Source organism: Pseudoalteromonas sp. 20-MNA-CIBAN-0454, from assembly GCF_040308685.1.
GTDB classification, from domain to species: domain Bacteria; phylum Pseudomonadota; class Gammaproteobacteria; order Enterobacterales; family Alteromonadaceae; genus Pseudoalteromonas; species Pseudoalteromonas nigrifaciens.
On record NZ_JBEOOB010000046.1, the window covers coordinates 1 to 22,953 of the forward strand.

General features: G+C 39.6%; 19 protein-coding genes and 1 pseudogene. 8 read left to right on the forward strand and 12 right to left on the reverse strand.

Annotation, left to right across the window (positions count from 1 at the left end; all coding sequences use genetic code 11):
* Positions 1-74 precede the first annotated feature (74 nt).
* The 3 genes and pseudogenes from AAEZ22_RS16535 to AAEZ22_RS16545 all read left to right on the forward strand — a co-directional run.
* Positions 75-1,331 (forward strand): annotated as a pseudogene (locus tag AAEZ22_RS16535) (DEAD/DEAH box helicase); the annotation flags it as partial.
* Between the two features lie 839 nt (positions 1,332-2,170).
* On the forward strand, positions 2,171-3,637 hold the full coding sequence (locus AAEZ22_RS16540) for a DNA recombination protein RmuC (RefSeq protein WP_192532220.1): 1,467 nt from the start codon (positions 2,171-2,173) through the stop codon (positions 3,635-3,637).
* A gap of 199 nt (positions 3,638-3,836) precedes the next feature.
* Complete coding sequence (locus AAEZ22_RS16545) at positions 3,837-6,170, forward strand: S9 family peptidase (RefSeq protein WP_197182635.1); 2,334 nt, start codon at positions 3,837-3,839, stop codon at positions 6,168-6,170.
* 711 nt (positions 6,171-6,881) lie between these two features.
* Here the strand turns inward: AAEZ22_RS16545 and AAEZ22_RS16550 are convergent.
* The 8 genes from AAEZ22_RS16550 to AAEZ22_RS16585 form a co-directional block, all read right to left on the reverse strand.
* Positions 6,882-7,613, reverse strand: coding sequence for a MauE/DoxX family redox-associated membrane protein (locus AAEZ22_RS16550; protein ID WP_197182634.1), 732 nt, complete (start codon positions 7,611-7,613; stop codon positions 6,882-6,884).
* A 28-nt stretch (positions 7,614-7,641) separates the two neighbouring features.
* Positions 7,642-8,151, reverse strand: a complete 510-nt coding sequence (locus AAEZ22_RS16555) for a DUF305 domain-containing protein (protein ID WP_197182633.1) — start codon at positions 8,149-8,151, stop codon at positions 7,642-7,644.
* Positions 8,152-8,288: 137 nt separating this feature from the next.
* Positions 8,289-8,816, reverse strand: coding sequence for a DUF411 domain-containing protein (locus AAEZ22_RS16560; protein WP_197182632.1), 528 nt, complete (start codon positions 8,814-8,816; stop codon positions 8,289-8,291).
* 10 nt (positions 8,817-8,826) lie between these two features.
* Positions 8,827-9,315 (reverse strand): YybH family protein, encoded by a 489-nt coding sequence (locus AAEZ22_RS16565; protein WP_011329650.1) that lies wholly within the window; start codon positions 9,313-9,315, stop codon positions 8,827-8,829.
* A gap of 22 nt (positions 9,316-9,337) precedes the next feature.
* Positions 9,338-10,240: a CopD family protein gene (locus AAEZ22_RS16570; protein WP_197182631.1), complete on the reverse strand. Its 903-nt coding sequence runs from the start codon at positions 10,238-10,240 to the stop codon at positions 9,338-9,340.
* A gap of 11 nt (positions 10,241-10,251) precedes the next feature.
* Positions 10,252-10,656 (reverse strand): copper resistance CopC family protein, encoded by a 405-nt coding sequence (locus AAEZ22_RS16575; RefSeq protein WP_197182630.1) that lies wholly within the window; start codon positions 10,654-10,656, stop codon positions 10,252-10,254.
* A gap of 22 nt (positions 10,657-10,678) precedes the next feature.
* Entirely contained in the window at positions 10,679-11,554 is an 876-nt protein-coding gene (locus AAEZ22_RS16580; RefSeq protein ID WP_197182629.1) for a copper resistance protein B, read from the reverse strand.
* Positions 11,551-13,389, reverse strand: a complete 1,839-nt coding sequence (locus AAEZ22_RS16585; RefSeq protein WP_197182628.1) for a copper resistance system multicopper oxidase — start codon at positions 13,387-13,389, stop codon at positions 11,551-11,553. Before AAEZ22_RS16585 ends, AAEZ22_RS16580 begins: the two co-directional genes overlap by 4 nt.
* Positions 13,390-13,564: 175 nt before the next feature.
* Here AAEZ22_RS16585 and AAEZ22_RS16590 point away from each other — a divergent pair, with 175 nt between their 5' ends.
* Positions 13,565-14,251, forward strand: coding sequence for a heavy metal response regulator transcription factor (locus AAEZ22_RS16590; RefSeq protein WP_086998455.1), 687 nt, complete (start codon positions 13,565-13,567; stop codon positions 14,249-14,251).
* Entirely contained in the window at positions 14,238-15,635 is a 1,398-nt protein-coding gene (locus tag AAEZ22_RS16595; RefSeq protein WP_231618001.1) for a heavy metal sensor histidine kinase, read from the forward strand. Before AAEZ22_RS16590 ends, AAEZ22_RS16595 begins: the two co-directional genes overlap by 14 nt.
* 186 nt (positions 15,636-15,821) lie before the next feature.
* Here AAEZ22_RS16595 and AAEZ22_RS16600 read toward each other — a convergent pair whose 3' ends face one another.
* Positions 15,822-16,733: a LysR family transcriptional regulator gene (locus AAEZ22_RS16600; protein ID WP_011329657.1), complete on the reverse strand. Its 912-nt coding sequence runs from the start codon at positions 16,731-16,733 to the stop codon at positions 15,822-15,824.
* Between the two features lie 274 nt (positions 16,734-17,007).
* Positions 17,008-17,910, reverse strand: coding sequence for a LysR family transcriptional regulator (locus AAEZ22_RS16605; protein WP_011329658.1), 903 nt, complete (start codon positions 17,908-17,910; stop codon positions 17,008-17,010).
* A 206-nt stretch (positions 17,911-18,116) separates the two neighbouring features.
* Between AAEZ22_RS16605 and AAEZ22_RS16610 the strand changes: the two genes are divergently transcribed.
* From AAEZ22_RS16610 to AAEZ22_RS16620, 3 genes are all read left to right on the forward strand, one after another.
* The gene (locus tag AAEZ22_RS16610; protein ID WP_182678680.1) at positions 18,117-18,548 is read left to right on the forward strand and encodes a PACE efflux transporter; all 432 of its coding nucleotides are present in this window, start codon (positions 18,117-18,119) and stop codon (positions 18,546-18,548) included.
* Positions 18,549-18,875: 327 nt separating this feature from the next.
* Positions 18,876-19,550 carry a glutathione S-transferase family protein gene (locus tag AAEZ22_RS16615; RefSeq protein ID WP_086996222.1) on the forward strand — a complete coding sequence of 225 codons (675 nt, stop codon included), beginning with the start codon at positions 18,876-18,878 and terminating at the stop codon, positions 19,548-19,550.
* A 68-nt stretch (positions 19,551-19,618) separates the two neighbouring features.
* Positions 19,619-20,746 carry a zinc-binding dehydrogenase gene (locus AAEZ22_RS16620; RefSeq protein ID WP_197182627.1) on the forward strand — a complete coding sequence of 376 codons (1,128 nt, stop codon included), beginning with the start codon at positions 19,619-19,621 and terminating at the stop codon, positions 20,744-20,746.
* Positions 20,747-20,897: 151 nt separating this feature from the next.
* Here AAEZ22_RS16620 and AAEZ22_RS16625 read toward each other — a convergent pair whose 3' ends face one another.
* A complete protein-coding gene (locus AAEZ22_RS16625; protein WP_179807983.1) occupies positions 20,898-21,689 on the reverse strand; it encodes an aspartate dehydrogenase domain-containing protein in 792 nt (263 codons plus the stop codon).
* A 59-nt stretch (positions 21,690-21,748) separates the two neighbouring features.
* Positions 21,749-22,621, reverse strand: coding sequence for a DMT family transporter (locus AAEZ22_RS16630; RefSeq protein WP_197182626.1), 873 nt, complete (start codon positions 22,619-22,621; stop codon positions 21,749-21,751).
* Positions 22,622-22,953: the final 332 nt, after the last annotated feature.

The following is a 22,953-nucleotide window of genomic DNA, read 5'->3' on the forward strand; positions in this document are numbered from 1 at the left end:
GTGATCAACAGAAGCATATTCCATGTATTAATGAGATAGGTAAATACATTAATTAATGGAACGGAGTAACTATAAGTAGTTATAATAATGCGCAAGCAGGCCCTACACTCATTGTGTGCCCTACAAGCCTAGTAAGCAATTGGGAAAAAGAAATAACCAAGTTTGCTAAAAACTTAAAAGTAACCACTATTTTTGGTGCCCAGCGTAATGAGTTATTACAAAATGTAGCGCAAGCACAATGTATATTAACTACTTATCCGCTACTTAAACGCGATATTGCGTATTATTCACCACTTTATTTTGAAAATATTATACTCGACGAAGCGCAATATATTAAAAACGATACCGCGCAGGTATCGCGTTTAGTGAAGCGCCTTAATGCCGACTTTAAGCTTTGCTTAAGTGGTACGCCAATAGAGAACAACTTATTCGAGCTTAAATCATTACTTGATTTTGCTATGCCGTCATTACTTGGCTCGCAAACGCATTTTAAAACTCACTTCCAAACGCCAATTGAGCGTGAGAGCAATGCAGAGCGAGCACAGCAACTTAAAGACTTAATTATGCCGTTTATATTACGCCGTACTAAAGCGCAAGTTGCACAAGAGTTACCGCTAAAAACAGAGTTAATTAAAGAGTTTGAATTTGAGCCAAAACAAAAAGAAATGTACAACAGTATTACTCAGGCATTAGAAGAAAAACTAACTGATCTGTTTTCTGAACAAGGTATGAAAAAAAGTAAACTCGCCTTTTTAGAAGCGCTGTTAAAATTAAGGCAAATTTGTTGTCACCCTAAATTAATAGAGCCAACAACTCAGGCTGGCAGTGCAAAACTAGAATGGCTAAGTAATCGCTTACCGCTAATGCTAAGCCTAGGTAGAAAAGTAATTATATTTAGTCAGTTTACTTCTGCGCTCGATCTTATTGCTGAACGCCTAAAAGAAATAAATATAAACTTTAGTTTACTAACCGGACAAACGCGCCAGCGCGATAAAGTGATTGATGAGTTTACCAGTGGTGCAACATCGGTGTTTTTAATTAGTTTAAAAGCCGGTGGAACGGGGCTTAATTTAACGCAAGCCGACACAGTAATTCATTACGATCCTTGGTGGAACCCAGCAGTAGAAAAACAAGCGACAGATCGTGCTTATCGTATTGGCCAAACTAATCCTGTGTTTGTGTATAAACTTATTATGGCAAATTCAATTGAAGAAAAAGTATTTAAAATGCAACAAGATAAACAAGCTCTTGTAGATGCATTATTTACCGAAAAATCAATGAGTTTTACCCAGTTTGACGAGCAACAAATGCTCTCTTTAATTAAAGATTAAAAATGTCTGTAAATATTCTGATCTTTTTTGAACTTAATTAAATATGCAGCGTCTACTATTATGCTAGCGGTTAAATTGCAGTTTAACCAAGCATTATGTTGATTTCCCATTTAGTTACTTAAATAAGTAATGATTTAGCCAGCCCACTTTAGGGCTGGCTTTTTTTATGCCTTTTTTACACGGCTGCTTTACACAAAACTTAAGTTTAATTTTTTTATACTTTTTTTGAACTTAATTAAATATGCAGCGTCTACTATTTTGCTAGCGGTTGAATTGCAGTTCAACCAAGTTTCATGTTGATCCCCCTATTTAGTTACTAAATTTAGTAATGATTAAGCCAACTCGTTTGAGTTGGCTTTTTTTTTGCAAAAAATTACTTAGTAGCCCTCTTAAACAACATATAAATAAATTTAAATTATTATTGAACTAAATACTCAACTTGCCGTCTACTATTATGCTTGTGATTACATTGCAGTTAATTCAAGTTTCATGTTGATTCCCCTATTTAGTTACTAAGTTTAGTAATGATTGAGCCAGCTCGTTTGAGTTGGCTTTTTTTTGCAAAAAATTTACTTAGTAGCCTTCTTAAACAACATATAAATAAATTTAAATTATTGTTGAACTAAATATTCAATTTGCCGTCTACTATTATGCTTGTGATGAATTGTTGTTAACGCAAGTTTCATGTTGATTTCCCTATTTGGTTACTAGTTTTAGTAATGTTAGGCCAACCTTTTATAGGTTGGCTTTTTTTATGCCTTTAATTTATATCCCGCCCCTACTGCTATCGATAGTTATTCGTTATGATGGCATGTCTCTAAATTTAATAAGTTTATTTTATGTTTTCTCAGTTATTAACTAGCATTGATTGGCTAAGTGTAGGCGTAGGCGTTACCGCAGGTGGCGTACTTTGTAGCCTAGTATCTGCATCGCTTAGTAAAAAATTAAAACAACAACTTAGTGAGCAGCAACAGCAGTTGTCGTTATTGCAAAGTCAGTTTGATAACAAAACCCTGCAATACACCCAATTAGCGGATGATCACGAACTTTTAGAGCATACCCATCAAGAGCAACGCGACCAAGCGCAGCACTTTAAAACCCGCTTTACCGAACAAGAAAAACAAAGCCAGCAATATAATCAGTTTTGGCAAAAAGCCGAAGCCGAGCTAAGTGCACTGCGCAAACAATATAGCCAACGCGATGTAGAGCTAAATAATATACGCACTACGCTTGAGCAAAAACAACAACACTTTAGCGAACAACTTGCACAAATAGAGCAAAGCAAAGAGATGCTTAAAAAAGAGTTCGAAAACTTAGCGAATCAAATTTTAGAAGAAAAGTCTCAAAAGTTTAAAGTGCTCAATCAAGAAAGCATTGAGCAACTATTAAAACCAGTGCAAGGCGAGCTAAAAGGCTTTCGCGACAAAATGGAGTCAATCCATGTTGAAGACTTAAAACAACGCGCCGCGCTTAAAACCGAGTTATTACATTTACAAGCAAAAAGCCAAGCCATAACCGAGCAAGCCGACAGGCTCAGTAACGCTCTACAAGGGCAAAAGAAAACCCAAGGCAATTGGGGCGAGTTAATGCTAGAAAACGTGCTCGACAGCGCAGGCTTACGCGCAGGCGTAGACTATAAACGCGAGGTGTCGTTTAACACCGAAGACGGCCGCTTACGCCCCGATGTAGTTGTGTATTTACCCCAAGGTCGCCATTTAGTTATTGACGCTAAAACTTCGTTAAACGCCTACACACGCTATGTTAACGCCGATAACGAGCTAGAAGCACAGCAAGCTATTAAAGAGCACGTTGAGGCTGTTAAAGCGCGTATAAACGAGCTTGCGAGTAAATCGTACGACCGTCTACCTGGGCTTAACTCGCCTGAAGTAGTGGTGATGTTTGTACCAATAGAGTCAGCCTTTGTTGAAGCGCTTAAATACCAAAGTGATATTTACCAGCAAGCAATCGAAAAAAATATTCTAGTGGCAACCCCCACTACCTTACTCACTAGTTTAAATATAGTTAAACAGCTATGGCGCTTTGAAGAACAAACTAAATACTCAAAAGAATTGGCAGCTCGAGCCGAGCGTTTTTATAACAAGCTCAATGGCTTTTTAACCAGTATGGAAGGGGTTGGCAAACAGCTCGATCGTGCTAAAGAAAGCTACGACAAAGCGTTTTCGCAGCTTTACCGAGGTAAAGGTAACCTAATTAAACAGGCAAGCGAGTTTAAAGAGCTGGGCGTATCGGTACAAAAAGAGCTGCCAGCAGAGAGTGTTGAACGTGCAAATTTAGAATTAGATTAACTGCGTAGCAAAAGGGTTAGGTATTTAAAAACGGTAACCTTCATTACACAGCTAATGCCTACTTTTAATTAACATGGCGTATTAATTCCGTTTTTAAGCTTAATCCCTTAATAACGCGATAAACGCTCAGATCCTATTTTGCTTATTTGCTAAAGTAGCGGGGTCAGTATTTATTTAATAACCCCCCCTAGGAAACACGATGAAAATAATTAAAACCTCAGCACTGTTAGTTGCCATTCTGGCGGGTATAACCATACAAGGGTGTTCTATGACATCAAATACATCACCATCAACAACAGGTAATACAGTTACACCTATTAGTAACCCGCTTACTCTTGAGCAAATTTATAAAGATAAATACTTTAAAGCACAGCGTAGTACTTACTTTAAATGGTTAGACGATGGCACTGGCTACACAGTACTTGAGCAACGTGAAGCCGATAAAAAAGTAGGCGTTAAAGCTGACGACGAAAAAGAGCACGGTGTAAAAGGCAACGACATTGTATTTTACAACGCCGATGGCACAGGGCGAAAAGTACTGGTTGCTTTTGAAAAGTTACTGCCAGAGGGCGCAGATGAAGCGTTTGCAATTGAGAGTTATCAATTTTCTAAAGATGGCCAGTGGCTCATGGTATTTACCAACAGTGAGCAAGTATGGCGTTCGCGCAGCCGAGGGGATTTTTGGTTACTTAACTTAAATACGAATAAACTCTCGCAGTTGGGCGGCGAAAACCCTGAGCCCAAAAAGCTTATGTTTGCTAAGTTCTCCCCCGACAGCTCAAAAGTAGCGTATGTGCGCGATAATAATATTTATATGCAAGCAGTTGGCAGCAATACCGTTAGCGCATTAACAACCGATGGCAGCGCTACCACAGTTAATGGTAATTTCGATTGGGTATACGAAGAAGAGTTTTCTATTCGTGATGGCTTTAGTTGGAGCCCAGATAATAAATCAATCGCGTATTGGCAGCTCGATACTAGCGGCGTTAAATACTTTACCATGATCAACAACACCAAAGCGCTCTACCCTAGCCTTACTGAATTTCCATACCCTAAAGCGGGCGAAACTAACTCAGCTGTACGCGTAGGCGTAGTGAGCCTGAGTGACAAGCAAACCCGGTGGGCTAAACTTGAGGGCGATAACCGCGATCGTTACATACCACGCATTAGCTGGGCAGGCGATGGTGAGTCGTTACTTATCCAAGACTTAAACCGCCCACAAAACCATAATAATTTATGGTTATTTAATTGGCAAAAGCAGCAGCTAACTAAAATACTGGCAGAAAAAGACGATGCGTTTATTGAATGGTTTTATAGTGCTAATTGGTCAAAAAGTGGTGAGTTTTTTATTTGGCACAGCGAACGCGACGGCTGGCGTCATTTATATCGCATATCTCGCGATGGCAAAAAAATTATCGACCTAACCCCTGGCGATTACGACATTGTTGATATGCTTGCAATCAACGAAGACAAAAACGTATTGTATTTTAGTGCATCACCAGATGATGCAGCTCAGCGCTATTTGTATCGCACAGCAATAGATGGCAGCAGTAAACCAGTACGAGTAACACCTGAGCAGTTTAACGGCTCCAACAGTTACTACGTGTCAAAGGATGCTTCTTGGGCCATGCATACCTATTCTAAATTTAATCAGCCGGCCGTTAAGCAAATTATTAAGGTGAGCGATCACAGTAATGTAAAAACCTTGGTCGAAAACAGCGAGCTGAAACAAAAATTAGCAGAGCAAAGTTTACCAAACCATGAGTTTTTTAAAGTAGCCGCGCGTGATGGCACCGAGCTTGATGGTTATATTATGTTTCCTGCGGATATGGATCTAAATAAAAAGTACCCAATCGTATTTTATGTTTATGGCGAACCTTGGGGATCAACCGTACAAGATCGCTTTGAAGGTAATAGCTATTTATACAAATCGTTATTAACTCAAAAAGGCTTTATTGTTGCATCAGTTGATAACCGCGGTACACGCGCACCAAAAGGCCGAGATTGGCGCAAATCTATTTATAAAAAAATAGGCTCAATTACAGTGCAAGACCAAGTTGACGCGCTCGACGCGATGGCTAAACGCTGGGATGTAATAGACACAGAGCGGGTTGGCGTATGGGGACACTCTGGCGGCGGCAGCTCTACACTTAATTTATTATTTCGTCACGGCGACAAATTTAAAGTAGGTATTGCTTCAGCACCTGTGCCCGATATACGTTTATATGACACTATTTATCAAGAGCGTTATTCGGGTAACCCAAACACCGACCCACAAAGCTATGATAATACCTCGCCAATTAGTTTTGCTAAAAACCTCAGCGGTAAATTATTACTGATCCACGGTACTGGCGACGATAACGTGCACTATCAGGGGTCTGAGCGTTTAATTGACGAGCTTGTTAAGCACAATAAACAATTTGAGTTTTTTGCTTATCCTAATCGCTCACACAGCTTAAAAGAAGGCAAAGGAACGGCTTTGCATTACCACACTATGATGGCCGAATTTTTTGAGAAAAACTTACTAAAATAATTTTTGATTCATTATTAAAAAACAAAAGCCACAATTTAAATTTGTGGCTTTTTTGTGCAAGTTGTAATGGGGGTTTACAGTTTTACCGCACTAGGTTTTAAGGTATCTCGGATTTTTGTTTTTATTGTTTGTCATTTTTTACTCGCCAAATAATTCGTAACAGCAGAAGAGTCGCAACTGACACCCCAAATGATAAATGCAGTTATAAGGCAGTCCAGTTTACTGGTGTATCGAGGACACAGTGGCGCATTACTAACAATAGTAGAGCGACAAACTAGTTTACTGTATCAATACAGCTGAATCATAAAGCAGTTAATTCAGTCGCTGCCGCTACAACTACATTATTAGCACCTTTGCATGGTGCTGTATTTACATAACTGCTAAGGCTGAATGAAAACATGGGTGGGTTACTGCCACGGTATTAGTCTAAATCAACTGATTTAAAAAAAGTAACAGTATCAGAAATTGAAGATGCCATAGTAAAGCTAAATGATAAACCAAGAAAAAGCTACAGTATAAAACGCCAGCCAAATTAATGGTTGAGCATATGATTAGCTATAGCTACTCAGCGGTTATGCACTTCAAGGTTGAATCTGTGGGTTTAAAAATGGCCCATAAATTTAAAAATAAAATTATTATTGGGCTAGTTAAAGCTGACAGTGCTTTAACTAGCTACCAGTATTAAATTTAATCGCGTAAATTATATTTACGTTATCTTACAAACATCCATACACCAGCGGCGATCATAAATAAGTTTTCGGTGAGTGAAATAAAGCCTAGAGGCACATTACTGTCTCCTCCAACACAGGCGCATTTAAGCTCGCGTTTATCAATATAAACAGCCTTAATTACAGACACAGCACCTACACTACCTATAAATAAAGAAATTGGCGCTACGCTATAAGCAGGTAGTCCCGCAATCATACCTATACCAACAAAGGCTTCTAAAAACGGATAAATATAGGCATACCTAACCACTTTCATAGCAACTAAATCGTAAGTTATAAATGAGTTAGTAAAGCTAAATAAATCCTGTAGCTTTTGTATTGCAAGCACCGACATGGTTAAGGCTATAAACAGCTCTGCGGTTTTTAGTGATAAAAGACTATTATTGGTAGCAAAACTAAACGCTAAGCTGAGCAAAAAAGTAACAGCAAAAATAGCAATTACCGGAGTGTAAGTAGTACCTTGCTGAGCGGCTTGTGGTTTATTAAAGTATTCGCGTAACTCGTCGTAGCCTCCAATGCGTTTATCGTCAATGAAAGTTTGGGGGGTCGTTTCTACATTATGTTGCTGTTTAAATTTATCAGTTTGCTCACGAGAGGTAAGTAATTTATCGTCAACATCATAACCTTCTCGTTCTAGTAAATCTTTTGACTTTAAACCAAACGGGCAAATATGTTCATCGGTTGCCATTCTGTATAGTTGCGCTGATTTACTCATTATAAGCTCCTTTTTATCGGTGATTTATTTACTGAGAATTAAAGTCGGGTACTGCTCTAGATTGTGCTTGTGCTGTTGTGTTGGCAATGCCATTTTGCTCAATGTCTTTTAACAACCACTGCATTTCTTTTATTTCACGGCGTTGCGCATCTATTATATTTTTTGCTAGTTCTTGCACGCGCTTGTCGTTAATGTTTGCTCTGTCGCTGGTAAGAATCGCAATTGAATGATGCGGGATCATGGCTGACATCCAAGACTGATCGTCGACCGTTATTTGCGAACGTACTAAAAATAGTGCGCCTACAAAGGTAATAATACTGATCCCTAAAACAACGCTGTTTTTCTTTTTATCCTTATACATATTTAGCATAAACAACAGCATAACTACCGCCATTGCAGCGCCCATATAGATAGCCATATAGGTACGCGTTTCACTAAAAAACACATGACTAAGTTGGTAACTGTTTAAATACATTAATACAAACATGATTAGAGTGGATGTCGCAATCATTAAAACAAATTTTAAATACTGGGGCATTACATTCTCCTTAAAGATTAATTATGTATTTTTTACACGAGAGAGATACTTTTACACACCTAGGCGTTTTAATTAGGGGGGTATGCTACTTAAAACGCCTATTTGTAATGTTTGTTTCACAAACTATGCCACAACAGTTAAAACTGCTCGTCGTATTGACTAATGTGCTTGTACACACCTGTGGTGGTGTTTGTGGTAATAAATTCAATGTTGTATTTATGAAATGCATCACCCATTTCCATACCTGGTGTGCCTAGTGGCATTGCGGGTACGGTTAAACCGATAATATGCGCTGGGTGTTTTTCCGATAAAAATTGTTTAATAAACTTAGCCGGTACGTGGCCTTCAAACACAAAACCGTTGGCCGACACAGCTGTATGGCATGAGCGCTGGTTAGGCTTTATTTGATATTGCGATTTTATTAACCCCATATCGTCTGCATCAATGGCTTTTGTATTAATGTCGCTTTGATTTATATGCTCAATCCAGCCTTTGCAACAGCCACAGTTTTTATCTTTATAAACAGTAAGCTTTAACTCCTGCTTTTTGATGCTATCGGCTGAGCTAGTTGCTTTATGTACTTGCGGTGATTGCTCAGAGCACGCCCCCATAAGAGGCAGTGCTAGTGCTAAAAGCACGCTTGAGGTGATTTTAATTATACGCATAATTAACGCCTTAATTTGACCAATGAATATGAGTTATTTTCCAGCCTGAATCGGTGTTTTTTAAGGTGATTGACTCCATACCTGTGGCGCTTATTTCTTTACCTTTATAGTTGCCATGACTTTTACTTCTTGATACCGAGTAAGCCATATCACCATTAATAAACACTTGGTGCTCTAATAGGTCGCTGTTAATTGCACTTAGGTATTTCATGTCAGCTAACATGTGGTGGTTAGCGTATTCATCGGCTGAGCGCTCAACGCCGCCACCTTCAAAAATAATCACATCATCGGCTAGTAATTGTCGAGCAGTTACTTTATCGCCTTGCTTAAGCGCAGTATGAAACGAGCTAACAACTTTTGCTGCAGCACTGCTTACATTAACAAATAAAGCTGATTTTTTTGCGTGCTCTTCATCACCATGCGCGTTTACAGTAAAAGAGCTTGTTGCAGTAAGTAACAGCGCTGAGATCAATCCAAATTTAGGGTGTTTTATTAACATGTTTTTCTCTTTATAAGATAAATTATACGGGCGGTCCAACGAGCGTGGTAAATACACTGGTGGTTAGCAATACACACACGGCAATAACCATTTCAACAGAAATAGAACGCTTTAAAGTAACAACATGATGTTGCTGTGTAATTTGCGGAACTAAACGTAGTTTATGCCAAGCACCCAGTAGTAACATAGCACTCACTAACAACAGTTTTAACATTATTAGCTGGCCATAATTTGAAGTAAATAATACAGAAAATGAATTTAAGTATTGCCATAATAAGGTTATACCCGATATAAGCAGTACCGTTACTATGATAATTGCTAGCTGTCCAAAGCGTTCCATTAAATGCTTTATCGTATTTAACGATAGCAGTTGGCAACTTTTATAAAGAGGCCATAGTGAGCCAATCCAACTAGCAATGGCAATTAAATGCAGTGTTAATATACTTTTAATTAATAGGTCTTTTTCGGCGCTGTGGCCGGTTAAGGTAAAGCTATAGGTAAGGATAATAAGTGCTAATAGTGTAATAACAAAATTAGCCACGTTAGCTGAGTTTGAATGGGTGCGCCAAGTGCACACCGCAAACAAGGCAATTATAAATGCAGGCACTCTAATACTTACCTGCTCACCAATTACTGACTGCCAAATTATATCCACCATGAAGGGGTCTATCATGCCAGCAAAACCAGATTCAGCCATGGCCCCCGCTTCAATTGGTATTTGTAATATTGCACCAATAAAGCCCACCATAACAAGGGTGATTTGCCAGCGCTTTAAATACCGATTAAAACAGCTTAATTGTGTATCTGGCGTTGTACTCTCATTATTAAGTAAGCGCATTAGCAAGCAGCCCGCAAGGGCTGCAATAGCTAAATAGCTTACTATTTTTAATAATAGTAACAGCACTGACCAATCACTTAATTGCATTATATGACTACCTAATGATTATGTTGTTTATGCGGAGCAGACATGTCTTTCATTTTAGAATGTGTGTCGCTGCTGTGTAATATAAAGTCAAAATTGCCTGACATTTTATGGCCATCGCCACCAAGCGCTATCCATTTAACTGTGTAATTACCTTTTTCAAGCTTGGGTAAAGGCCAGCTAAAGTTACTATTAGCTTTTGCACTGGGTTTAAAGTTAAAATCTACTTGCTTGTTTGCAGCATCACTTAAGAGTACTTTGGCAAGTTGTACTTCGCCGCTAAACGTTAACGTAAGTTGCTCTGGACTTTGCATTAGCATCGCACTATTTTGTGGTGTTGATTGCTTTAGCGAAATATGAGCTGATGCCGAAAAGCTTACAGCTAAGCCTAAAATTGCCGCAATAGTTATAAATTTCATAATTACCTCTTATTTTTAAATATTAAAACCAAAATCTTATACCGGCAACAAACTCAGTGTCGTTGCTGCTTTGCTCGTTTAGCTTGGCGTAATCTGCTGTGCTACCAAATTTATTAGTCCACTCTACACCTACATAAGGTGCAAATTGGCGAGTAAATTCATAACGAACCCTAACGCCAATAGCAGTACTAGATAGCCCACTGCCTAGCTCATTTTGTTCATCGTCTTTACCATAAAATGTTATTTCAGCACGAGGCTGTATAATGAGCCTTTGTGTTAAAAGCAGCTCATATTCAGCTTCTGCTGTAAATGCTGTGTTTCCGCTCTCACCTACATACGCTGTCATATCAAGCTCAAACCAATAAGGTGCTAAGCCTTGAATACCAAACGCTAACCATTGACGGTTTTTGCCCTCTTTATAATAATCGTAGCGAATACCAACTTGCGTATCCCAGTAAGCCGAAATTGCATGGCCCCATAAAATATCAGTCTGATTTTCTTCAAGCTTGCCATCACTAACATCGCCCTCGGTTTTTATCACTAATCGATTAAAGGTGGTGCCGTACCAAGCTTGTAAATCGAAAACAGCAGCATCGGCTTGTTCGTTATACTCAAGGCGATCACCTAAAATAGCGTAAAACTTATGCTCATCCGCAAGGGTTAAGCGCTCGCCATCAGCTAAAGCATATGGCCCTTGCGTTAAGGTTGTGCCATTAGCATAAGCGTGTGGATCGCGAGCATTTTTAGGGGCATCGCCGCCTTGCGGCTGCATTTTATCGCCCGCCATATCGCCCGCCATGTCGCCCATTTCAGTTTGAGCAAACACATGCAGGCTCAATAACGGTGCGCTAATTAATAGTGCACTAGTAAGTACAGTTGATAAGGTTAAATTTCTCATGATACAACCACCTCTCTAAACATACCTGCATCCATATGAAACAGTAAATGACAATGCCAAGCCCAACGACCAACATCATGTGGCGTAGTTAAAAAGCTAATTCTTTGGGCGGGCTGTACCATAATGGTATGGCGGCGAACTAACACATCACCTTGATCGTTCTCCAAGTCGCTCCACATACCATGTAAATGCATAGGGTGTGTCATCATGGTATCGTTTTGTAAAATAACTCGTACCCGCTGATTATGCTTCATATGCACAGGGGTACTTTTACCAAACTCTAAGCCATCAAAAGACCAGCTGTAGCGTTCCATGTTGCCGGTTAAATGCAGCTCAATTTCGGCTTCAGGCGCTTGGTGGTCAACTATGCCATCAAGAGAGCGTAAATCTGCAAGTGTTAAAACACGACGGCCGTTATTGCGCAGCCCAATACCAGGATCGTCTAAGTTTGTGCGTGGCGTATCAACGCGCATATCAACTGAGGCGCCATATTCTGTTTTAGCGTGGCGAACTTTCTGACTTGGAACAGCCAGTGGATTTTTACCCATATTATGCTTACTATGGTCCATTGCCATTGCACCGTGATCCATTGTGCTATGATCCATTGCCCCCTGATCCATACTGGTTTTGTCCATGCTAGCGTGGCCCATAGCGCTGTGATCCATTCCAGGCATAGCAGAGTGATCCATATTGCCCATCATATCTCGCATTGCTAACCACTCAACGGGGTCAAGTGCAGGCACTGGCGCATCAATATTAGCAGCGACAGACAAAGTCCCTTTGGCATAACCTGAGCGGTCCATGCTTTGTGCAAAAATTGTGTATGCGTCATTCTTAGGTTCAACAACCACATCGTAGGTTTCACCTGGACCAAAGCGAAACTCATCTACGGTAACGGGTTCAACATTTTGTCCATCTGCTTGTACCACAGTTAATTTTAACTCTGGGATACGTACATCAAAAAAGGTGTTACTTGAGCCATTAATAAATCTTAAACGTACTTTTTCGCCCGCTTTAAACAGCCCACGCCAATTAGCCATTGGCGCAGTACCATTCATTAAATAGGTCATTGCCGAAGCCGATAAATCAGCTAAATCGGTTGGACTCATTCGCATCTGGTTCCACATTTCACGTCGTTGAAGTGCATTAGCAACGCCGCTTGTTGCTATGTCATCAAAAAACTCAGGTACAGTGGGCTGATTAAAGTTAAACACATCCCCCTGAATTTTTAATTTACGGAATAACTCCATAGGATCATCATCAGTCCAATCAGAGAGTTGAATAATATGTTCATTATCTGCGCTGATAACATCTTGCTCACGAGGCTCAATAATTAACGCCCCATACATACCGGTCATTTCTTGAAAGCCACTGTGTGAGTGATACCAATAAGTACCGCTTTGTTGTAACTTAAATTTATAAACAAACGTTTCGCCAGGCATAATGCCTTTAAAGCTAATGCCCGGTACACCATCCATTTGATACGGTAAAATAATTCCGTGCCAGTGAATAGAGCTAGGTACCGCTAAATTGTTGGTAACGCGAATGGTCACATCGTCACCTTCTTTAAGGCGTAATGTTGGCGCGGGAATAGAGCCATTAATGGTGGTTGCCATACGCACTACACCGGTAAAGTTTACCGGGGACTCATCAATAACCAGGTCAATAACTTTACCGCTCAACTCAGGCACTGTACCTGTTAATGTTGATGCCGCTAAAGATGATGCTGCATGTAAAACAGTTGGAAAAGCTGCCAGCACACCGCCAGCAACTAATCCTTGAACAAAGCGCCTACGTGGCTTTGAAATGTGCTGTAATGACTCTTTAAAACCCATTTTATTACACCTTAAGAGAAAAATATGCATTGAGTATAATGTTTAAACCTGACATCGACATGACGCGAACATTACAAAGTTGTAATGTTCGCGTCATGTTGTTGTTTAAACTAATATGGCATAGTGCTGTTTTAAGTGATAACTAAAATTATAATAAAAGTAACAAAGGAATTATATGCGCTTACTAATCGTTGAAGACGAGATTAAAACCGGTGATTACTTAAAGCAGGGCTTAACCGAAGCCGGCTTTCAGGTTTGTTTGGCGCGCAATGGCCTTGACGGTCACCATTTAGCAATGACCGAATTATTTGATGTGATTATATTAGATATAATGTTGCCCGATGTATCTGGCTGGCGAATTTTAGAGTCGGTACGAGAAGCCAAAAACGACACGCCAGTATTATTTTTATCGGCTCGCGATAGTGTTGATGACAGAGTAAAAGGGCTTGAACTTGGCGCAGATGATTACTTAATAAAACCGTTTGCTTTTTCAGAAGTACTTGCCCGCGTACGTACGCTTATTCGCCGTGGTGGCGTGCAAAAGGTGGCCGACATACTCACAATTGCAGACTTAGAAATGGATATACCAAAGCGTAAAATACAGCGAGCAGGCAAGCGTATTTTGCTCAGTAATAAAGAGTTTAGCTTATTAGAGCTACTACTGCGCCGAGAAGGCGAAGTGCTATCTCGCTCACTTATTGCGTCGCAAGTATGGGATATGAACTTTGAAAGTGATACCAATGTAATAGATGTTGCGATTAGACGCCTGCGGGGCAAGGTTGACGATGAGTATAGTATTAAACTTATTCATACAGTGCGCGGTATGGGCTATAAATTAGAGGTCGAAAATGCCCAAAATTAACGCTCGACCAATGTCGTTGACCATGCGGGTGGTATTGTTTATTGCTGTTACTGTAATAGCCTGTTTAACCTTAGTAGCGTCATTAATTAACTCCTCCATTGAGCATCACTTTATTGAGCAAGACAGTGGCGAGTTAAAGGTTATTAGCCAGTCAGTTGCAGCTGTTTTAGCCCAGCAGCATAGCTCAAGTGAACCTTTAGGACAGGCATTATCTAAAGCTGTGGCAGGACATCATGGTGTTTATTATCAAGTAAATAGCCAGCAAGGAGCCTTAATTTACCAAAGTTCAGGTCGCGATTTTACTAAGCAGATTATGAGTGCGCCATCGGCGCTTGGTTTTAATCGCGATAACATAGTGCATTGGCAAGCCAATGATCATACCTATCGCGCATTAGTTAGCGACTTTAACGTGCAGCAACAGCATTATAAAATTACCGCCGCCATTGATATGAGTTTTCATAAACATTTTTTGCGCCAATTTAAACAAAGCCTATGGGTGATTATGTTTGGCTCAGCTGTGCTCATTTTACTCGTTGCTTGGTTTGCGGTACATCAGGGGTTAAATCCACTGCGTGGCTTAAGCAAAAAAATATATGACATTCAAACCCATAAAATGGATGTTAGGTTAGATGAAAGTAAAGTGCCAATTGAGCTGGTGAATATGGTGCATTCATTTAATGCCATGCTGGATAGATTACAAGATGAGTTTATGCGTTTATCAAATTTTTCTACCGATATAGCCCACGAACTGCGTACCCCGCTTACTAATATTATTACTCAAACACAAGTTGGCTTAACAAAACAGCGCGACCTTGTGCAATACCAAGAACTGTTGTTTTCAAACCTTGAAGAACTAGAGCGACTAACAAAAATGGTTAGTGATATGTTGTGGTTAGCAAAAACTCAAAATGGACTGATAAAAGCACAACAACAAGTATTACAAAGTGATGAAGAAATAGACGCGTTACTAGAATACTTTGATGCGGTAGCAGAAGATGCCAATATTACCTTTATTAAACAAGGTAGTAATGTTGAGTTTTATTGTGAACAATTACACTTTAGGCAGTTGTTATCTAATTTATTATCAAATGCGATTAGGTATACCCCAGCAGGCGAATCGATAACTATTAGTAGTGAGCGCACTGGAAATGATCAAGTGTGTATTGCGGTTACCAACCCAGGCGAAAAAATAGCAGCAGAGCATTTACCCTATTTATTTGACCGATTTTATCGAGCCGATAAATCAAGGCAGCGACAAGGCAATGGCGCGGGTTTAGGGCTTGCGATAGTAAAAGCGCTAGTTACAGCAAATGGGGGCGAAATAGTGGTAACCTCAAACGAAAACACTCGCTTTAAAGTGTTTTTTAAACACGTTAAAAGTTAAGCTTAATCCTTTTATTAGCACAGTGCCTATAGCGTAAAATGCAGTGTTAATTTGTGGCTTTTGTGCAAACTGTAATGGGGGTTTACAGTTTGCATAAGCAAAAAACGAAAGTAACCTGCGGTTAGTTTTGTTTAACAAACCACGCAGTTGTAAATTAATCAGCCTAGGGAATCTGTTACTTTGTGTTTATTGTTCATTTTCTGTCTTTATTTTTTGCACTAAAAAGTCTACTGCCGCTTTTACTTTAGGTACTAAGTAGCGCTGTTTTTGATACAGCAAATACACAGCCATATTAGCATTTTGAGTTATAGCTAACTCATGTTCAAAGTGAAGTTGTTGCAACTTACCTGAGTCAATATAAGGGGCTAACGCCCACCGAGTCGACATTAAAATACCTTCACCGTTGCACGCTTTTTTTGCTAGCCACGATCCGCTATTAGAAATAGCCACAGCAGGGCCAGATACATCATGCCATTGGCCGTCCATATTACATAACCAAGGCGTTGGCCCCGTTGGCGCTTTAAAATAAAGGCCATTATGCTGCTTTAGTTCCATCGCATTGTTAGGTGTTCCGTGTTTTTTTAAATAACAAGGTGATGCCACCGGAATAAAACCATTGTCCATTAACCTTATTGCTAGTACTCGCTCATTGGGTGCGTAACCACCGCGAATAGCAATATCAACATCGTCGCGTCCGAGTGTCGATAGCTGATCAGTTAAACTAACATCCAGCACTATTTCAGGGTATAAGGCGCTAAATTCATCTAGCAAAGGTAATAATATTTGCTCACCAAACCCCACCATAGAGCTAATACGTAAACGCCCCATTGGCGTTGTTTGATAACTGCGTACGGTTTCATTACTTTGTTCTAGTTGACTCAAAATTTGCTGTATATCGTTATAATAAATTTGCCCTACTTCTGTTAATTTAACGAGTCGGGTTGAGCGCTTTAACAGCGTAGCGCCTAAGCTTTTTTCTAAATCTGCAACGCGCCTTGATAACGACGACGGCGGCACGTTAAAAGTACTGGCTGCTTTGGTAAAGCTGCCAGTTTCGACTACTTTACTAAAATACCTAATTGCACGTAGTTGATCCAACGAGCTGCTCCATTTGTTGTTTTTAACTCAACTTTAAAATTGCCCTTGGGAATAACAAGGCTTTGAAAAGGACGTTGCTCATAAAAAGCTGAAATAAAATTAATATTTTACTAAACGCAGGAGTAAGGAAAGCATTAATCCCTGGCTTTTTAAATGCAAAATTTAAGCAGAAAAACGCCCTCAAATTATCATAAAGCAGGCTCTAAAATTTATGTGTTTATGATAGATTAATTTGTTTAAAAGTGACAATTATTCTATCAAAACAATGGGTAGCTTATCTGATTTTCCAGCTGTTTTTACTAAAATGATACTGTTGAAGAGTGTCAATTAAACTCGTTAGTACAGGCCCCGATTGATGGCTTCGAGAAATTAAGCATCCTACAGGCGTTAACCACCCATTGTACTCATGGGTAACAGGCAATGCGACAATATGGCCTTGGTTTATCTGCTCTTTTACTGATAGCTCAGGTACGTTTGCCCACCCCATGCCCGCATGAACTAACTCAACCAGTGTTTGGTGAGTGTTGGCATACCACAACATAGAGCTAATACCGTAACTAAACCATAACTCCTTATGTTCAGCACTGCGATGTACACATTGTCTATAACGTTTTAAATCAGAGCCTTGCACTTTAGCTAGTTTGGCTAATTCGTGGGTCGATGATGCTACGGTTAAAAAGCGTGCTTGCCCTAACAAGAAAAAATCCATATCCACCTTTAACTCACCGTCGGCATAAACAATACCGGCTTGCGCCCTACCCGAACGAACGAGTTGTTCTACATCAAAGGTTGAGGTGGTGATGATATCAAAGTGAGTTATTGGGTATTTATCGGCAAGCGGCATGAGAATATTTAAAAAGTCTGGGCTCATTACACTCTCATCAACAGCAATAACCATTTCATGCTCATGCTCTTTTGCTAGCGATTCTATTGTTTGATCAAAATACTTTTGTTGATGCAAAATAGACTTTGCAATTGGCAGCAAGGTTTTGCCGTTATCAGTTAATACCGGAGTGTTTTTATCACGATTGAACAGCTCTTGATTAATGGCTATTTCAAGGTTTGCAATTGCTTGACTTACCCCCGATTGAGCACGCTTTAATTTACGAGCAGCAGCTGAAAAAGATCCGGTGTCGCATACAGTGATAAATACTTTCAATTGCTCGAAGCTATACATGGTGTGTCTGAGAGTTACAGGTATTTGGCTCAGATTATCACTATTCGTGATAGCTGTTAACTTTATCTGTTTTGATTGACTGTCATAATCGCCGCTTAATAATTTCGTTATCCTTTTTTATCACCTTTGTATTAATTACTTTGTGTTAATTGCCTAGTGTTAATCACTTAATTTTAAAGTAAGACCTTTATTGGAGAAATATAACAATGAGAGCTGTAGAGCGTGTGTTTCACTCTGTGTCATTTGAAGTAATAGCAGTAACTTTATCGATTGCCGGTTTAGCTGCTTTTACTGAGCACGATATCGCTGCATTATCAGGAACTATGATAGTTATTGCGAGTGTCGCCATGGTTTGGAATTATGCTTTTAATTGGGTTTTTGATCTTTATGTTAAAGGAGATAAAACTAAGCGTACTTTTTCAATGCGGCTATTTCACGTTACCTTATTTGAAGCGGGTTTACTGGTGTTAACTATTCCAATTATGGCTTATTTATTATCGGTGAGCTTATGGAATGCTTTTTTAATGGACTTAGGCGTGACTATTTTTATTACTATTTATGCTTTTTTATTTAACTTGAGTTACGACCATATTAGAGCCGCAGTAATTCAGCGCCGAGCTTGTAATAACCAAGTTTAGCCTGTTGGCATAACTTTGCTGAGTTCGCCTGTTTTACTTAATTTAACGTAAATTATTACCAACAAAAATAACTTCTTTAGCTGGGGTTCCCTATTAAAAAATGTAAATAGGGAGCGCTAGTACCGCCACTACTTCCTTGCCAAATAGTTTTCTATTTTTGTCTTAAAAGCAAAAGTGATTAGCATTTACCCCTATATATAAGCAAATTAAAACCAGTAATAATGTGTTTAGCTTAAATAGCCCAGTCGCAGTGTATTAAGCACTGAGGCATTAATTGCATTTTAGGTAATTAAAAAGTCCCTTCACGTTAATGATGGAAAATTTATTATGATTACTTTGCACGGTTTTGCTGCTAGCAACTATTACAACCTAGTAAAACATGTACTTTTATATAAAGAACTGCCATTTAAAGAGCACCTTATTTACGGCGGTAGTGACGAGTTACTGGCAATGAGTCCTGCGGGTAAAGTGCCAGTTATAACAACATCTCAGGGCGTTAATATTTCAGAGTCGAGTGTTATTTGCGACTATATTGAAGAGTCATACCCAGATATTCCGCTTTATCCAAAAAATAGCACCGAGCGTGCAGCAGTGCGCCAAATTATGAAAATAGCAGAGCTGTACTTTGAACTGCCAAGCAGACGCCTTATACCGTATGCGTTTAGTGGTACAAACGCGCCAGAATCGCTTAAAAATGAGGTACGCCAAGTGTTAACCCGTGGTGTTACCGCCTTGAGTCGCTTATGTAAGTTTTCACCTTGGATTGCGGGTGAGCAGTTTACTATGGCAGATATTTACGTTTATCACGTAAATACCATAGTTAACGCTTTTGGTGCCAGCCAACTTAATTGGGATGTACTGGGTGATGTACCGGGAATGAAACAGTGGAACGACACCATGCGCCAATCTGCTATTGCGCAAAAAGTAGAGGTAGATCGGCTCGCAAACATGCCCGAGTTTATGCAAAAGGTCACAGCGCAAATTCAAGCAGCTAATGCTTAGCTATAAAACAGCCAATTCATTAACCTTATTGGTTTAACTAATTTAATAATGTGCAGGAGCAAATCCCGATGACAGACAAAAATATCCAACTTACTTCAACAATCAGCGAAGACAACACACTAACGCTTGCCTTACAAAACATCGACATGCCACAACCAAGTGCCGATGAAGTGGTTATTCGCATTGAAGCTGCGCCATTAAACCCATCTGATTTAGCGGTTATGTTCAGCGCCGCTGACATGTCTACAGCAACGCAATCGGGTACTGGGCAAAGCCCAGCTATTACAGCTAATGTGCCAGCTAAGTTTATGCCAGCGCTCAAAACACGTGTTAATAAAGCAACGCCTGTAGGTAATGAAGGTGCCGGTACTGTAGTTGCTGCGGGCTCATCGCCAGCGGCACAAGCATTAATGGGTAAAATGGTTGCTGTAATTGGCGGCGGAACGTACCGTCAATATCACTGCGTTAATGTACAAAGTTGCTTAGAGTTAAAAGAAGGCACTACCGCTAAGCAAGGCGCATCGTCTTTTGTTAACCCGCTTACAGCACTAGCTATGGTAGAAACCATGCGCGCCGAAGGCCATAAAGCTATTATTCATGCGGCGGCGGCATCTAGCCTTGGGCAAATGTTAAACCGTATTTGTATTGCCGACGGTATTGATTTAGTTAATATTGTACGCAAAACAGAGCAAGAAACACTGTTACGTAACATGGGCGCAAAGTATGTGGTTAATTCTAGTAGTGAGTCGTTTCTTGAGGATTTAACCGCAGCAATTATTGCCACTGGTGCCACAATTGCGTTTGATCCAATTGGCGGTGGCCAACTAACCAGCGACATTCTTAACTGTATGGAAGCTGCTATAACTCGCGACGTAGAAGAGTATAGCGTGTATGGCTCAGATAATTTCAAGCAAGTTTATATTTATGGCGCACTTGATCGCGGCCCTATTACGCTAAATCGTAATTTTGGCTTTGCTTGGGGCGTAAATGGGTTTTTATTATTTAATGCGCTTGGTAAATTAGGCACGAATACGGTAGTGGCAATGCGTAAACGTATAGCCGATGAAATTACTACCACATTTGCCAGCAATTACACCCATGAAGTGTCGTTGTCTGAGGCGCTACAATTAGCATCAATAGCGGCTTACTCTAAACAAGCCACAGGCGAAAAATACTTAATTACACCGCAAAGCTAATTAAAACTCAGCAATAACTAATTAGTTTTTTAATACCTGAATTACAAATAGGTAAAAGCCGATACTGATTGCAGTATCGGCTTTTTATTTATGAATAATAAATATTATAAGGTGAGAATAGCAGGCTGCTATAGCCGCTCAGCTTAGTGTTTTACATAAAAACGACCGGAGAAGCCGCATTATTTAAAATAGACACCACACTCCATGCTGCAATAGCATAATCGCCCGATTTAATTGTTAAATCTAAAGCTACTTGTTCACCTTTAACTTCAATTCTGTAGTCATCTCCAGCAAAGTTAGGCACAGCATCAATATTAAATTTAGTTGCTTTTGGCCCCGCACTTGCTAGCGAAGTTGCATAAATAACATTAAAAACATAAGGAAAAATATCAATAATTTCCTTAGCTGTTCCGCTAAAAACTCTTTCTGGCTCAGTTATGTTCATTAAGCCCTCTTTGTTAAAAGGGGTTCGAGCAATAAAACCAGGTGATTTTTTAGATGTTATTGTTACATCAATCGGTGTTGAACTCATAAATGAAGCGGTTTGAAGCAGGTTAAAGCCACCTGTTGCACCACCGGCAATGTATATTTTAGTATTATTTTTTAATGCTACAGCTATGGCTCTTTGGTACAAAGCTACATCTGCAAATGCCGCCGTAGATAACACAATTAAGTGCGAGCCAGCGGCTAATATTTTTTCACAATAATCGGTTACAGATACCGCCGATGCAGCTTCGGCTACAAACTCAGGCTTTAAAGCCATAAACGCATCAATATCTGTGCATGGTGTACAGTTAAAGTAATCAGCAAATTGTTTGGTTCTAATTGGGTTTCTGCCTAATACCGCAACTAGCTCGTAACCAGCAAGAGAGCCACTTTTTACAGCCTGAGCAATAGTTTGGCTTAAATAACCACACCCTATTAGTGCTAACTTCTTCTTCATTTTTACTATTCCTATTTAATTATTTACCGAAACGTCCTTACTGTGTGTGGTTTTAAGCGTTAATAGCTCAGCCTTAGTACAATTACCCCTATAAAAGCGGTCGTTAGCCCTAACAGCTCTTGGCGAGTAAACGACTCTTTTAAAATAATGCGTGAGTACAAAAGAATTATTAAAATATTCATACCAGAAATAGCAGAAACCAGCCCTGTATTGCCAATTGCAAAAGCCGATATTATTGCAACCATGCCAGCCACATTCGTCAATCCAATAAGTAACCCACAAGAAAACGTTTTTACTGGCGACCAATTAGGCCGAGAGTCATTTGCGTCACTGGCCTGTTTTTTGTTACTTACTAACCAACTAATAGCAAAAAGCAAACTACCAAAACCAAACATAGAGGTGAGCGTAGCGAACGTATCGGCCTCCAGCAAAGTAGACTGCTTACCTAGTAAGTCATTAAATGAAAAGAATAATGCAGCCAGTAACCCCCATTGCGCCCCTTGTAAATTAGTAAACGAAATATCATTAGAGTAGCGAATAATATAAAGCCCACCAAAAATAATAAAAAAGCCAATTAGCTGCAGCGTTGTTAAGGTTTCTTGCCATAATAAAAAGGCAAAAACCAACACAAATAAAGGAGTTAAACCCGACAAAATACTAATAAGCGAAGCCTTTCCAACCGAAAAACCTTTATGCAAAAAAGCATTCGCGGCAAAAGAGCCAAAGCCCAATGCTAAGCCAACAGCAATATCAGCCCAGCCATACCACTTTTGATTTAACAAGGTTACACCCAAAACACTGATTATAAATCCGACAAAAAACACACCGAATAATAATAAGTTTCGATCAATTTTTTTCTGGGATGTCCATTGATACATTATTCCTCGTGCGCCAAAAAAAACCGTGGCGAGTAATGCAAAAATTATCCACATAATTAAATGATTCCTTTATAAATTAGAATGAAGTAGCCGCTCTAAGAAATGTTGCCATTAAATTGCATAGCCAACATGATCCCTTGCACCATTCTTAGCTTAAAATTGATAAGGTAATAAAGGCTTACAAAAACACCATATAAGAAAGTCGCAATATAAATAGTTTTAAGCTGTTAAACAGGCAAGGCAGCCAATTTTTATTTAACGACAGAACATTGCCTGCTATTTAATTAAACGATTAATAAAATACTAGCTTAGGGGCTGTTGATCTTTGTAGTACATATATCAATCAGCCCACATTGGTAGCCACATCATAGTAAATGCTAAAGCGA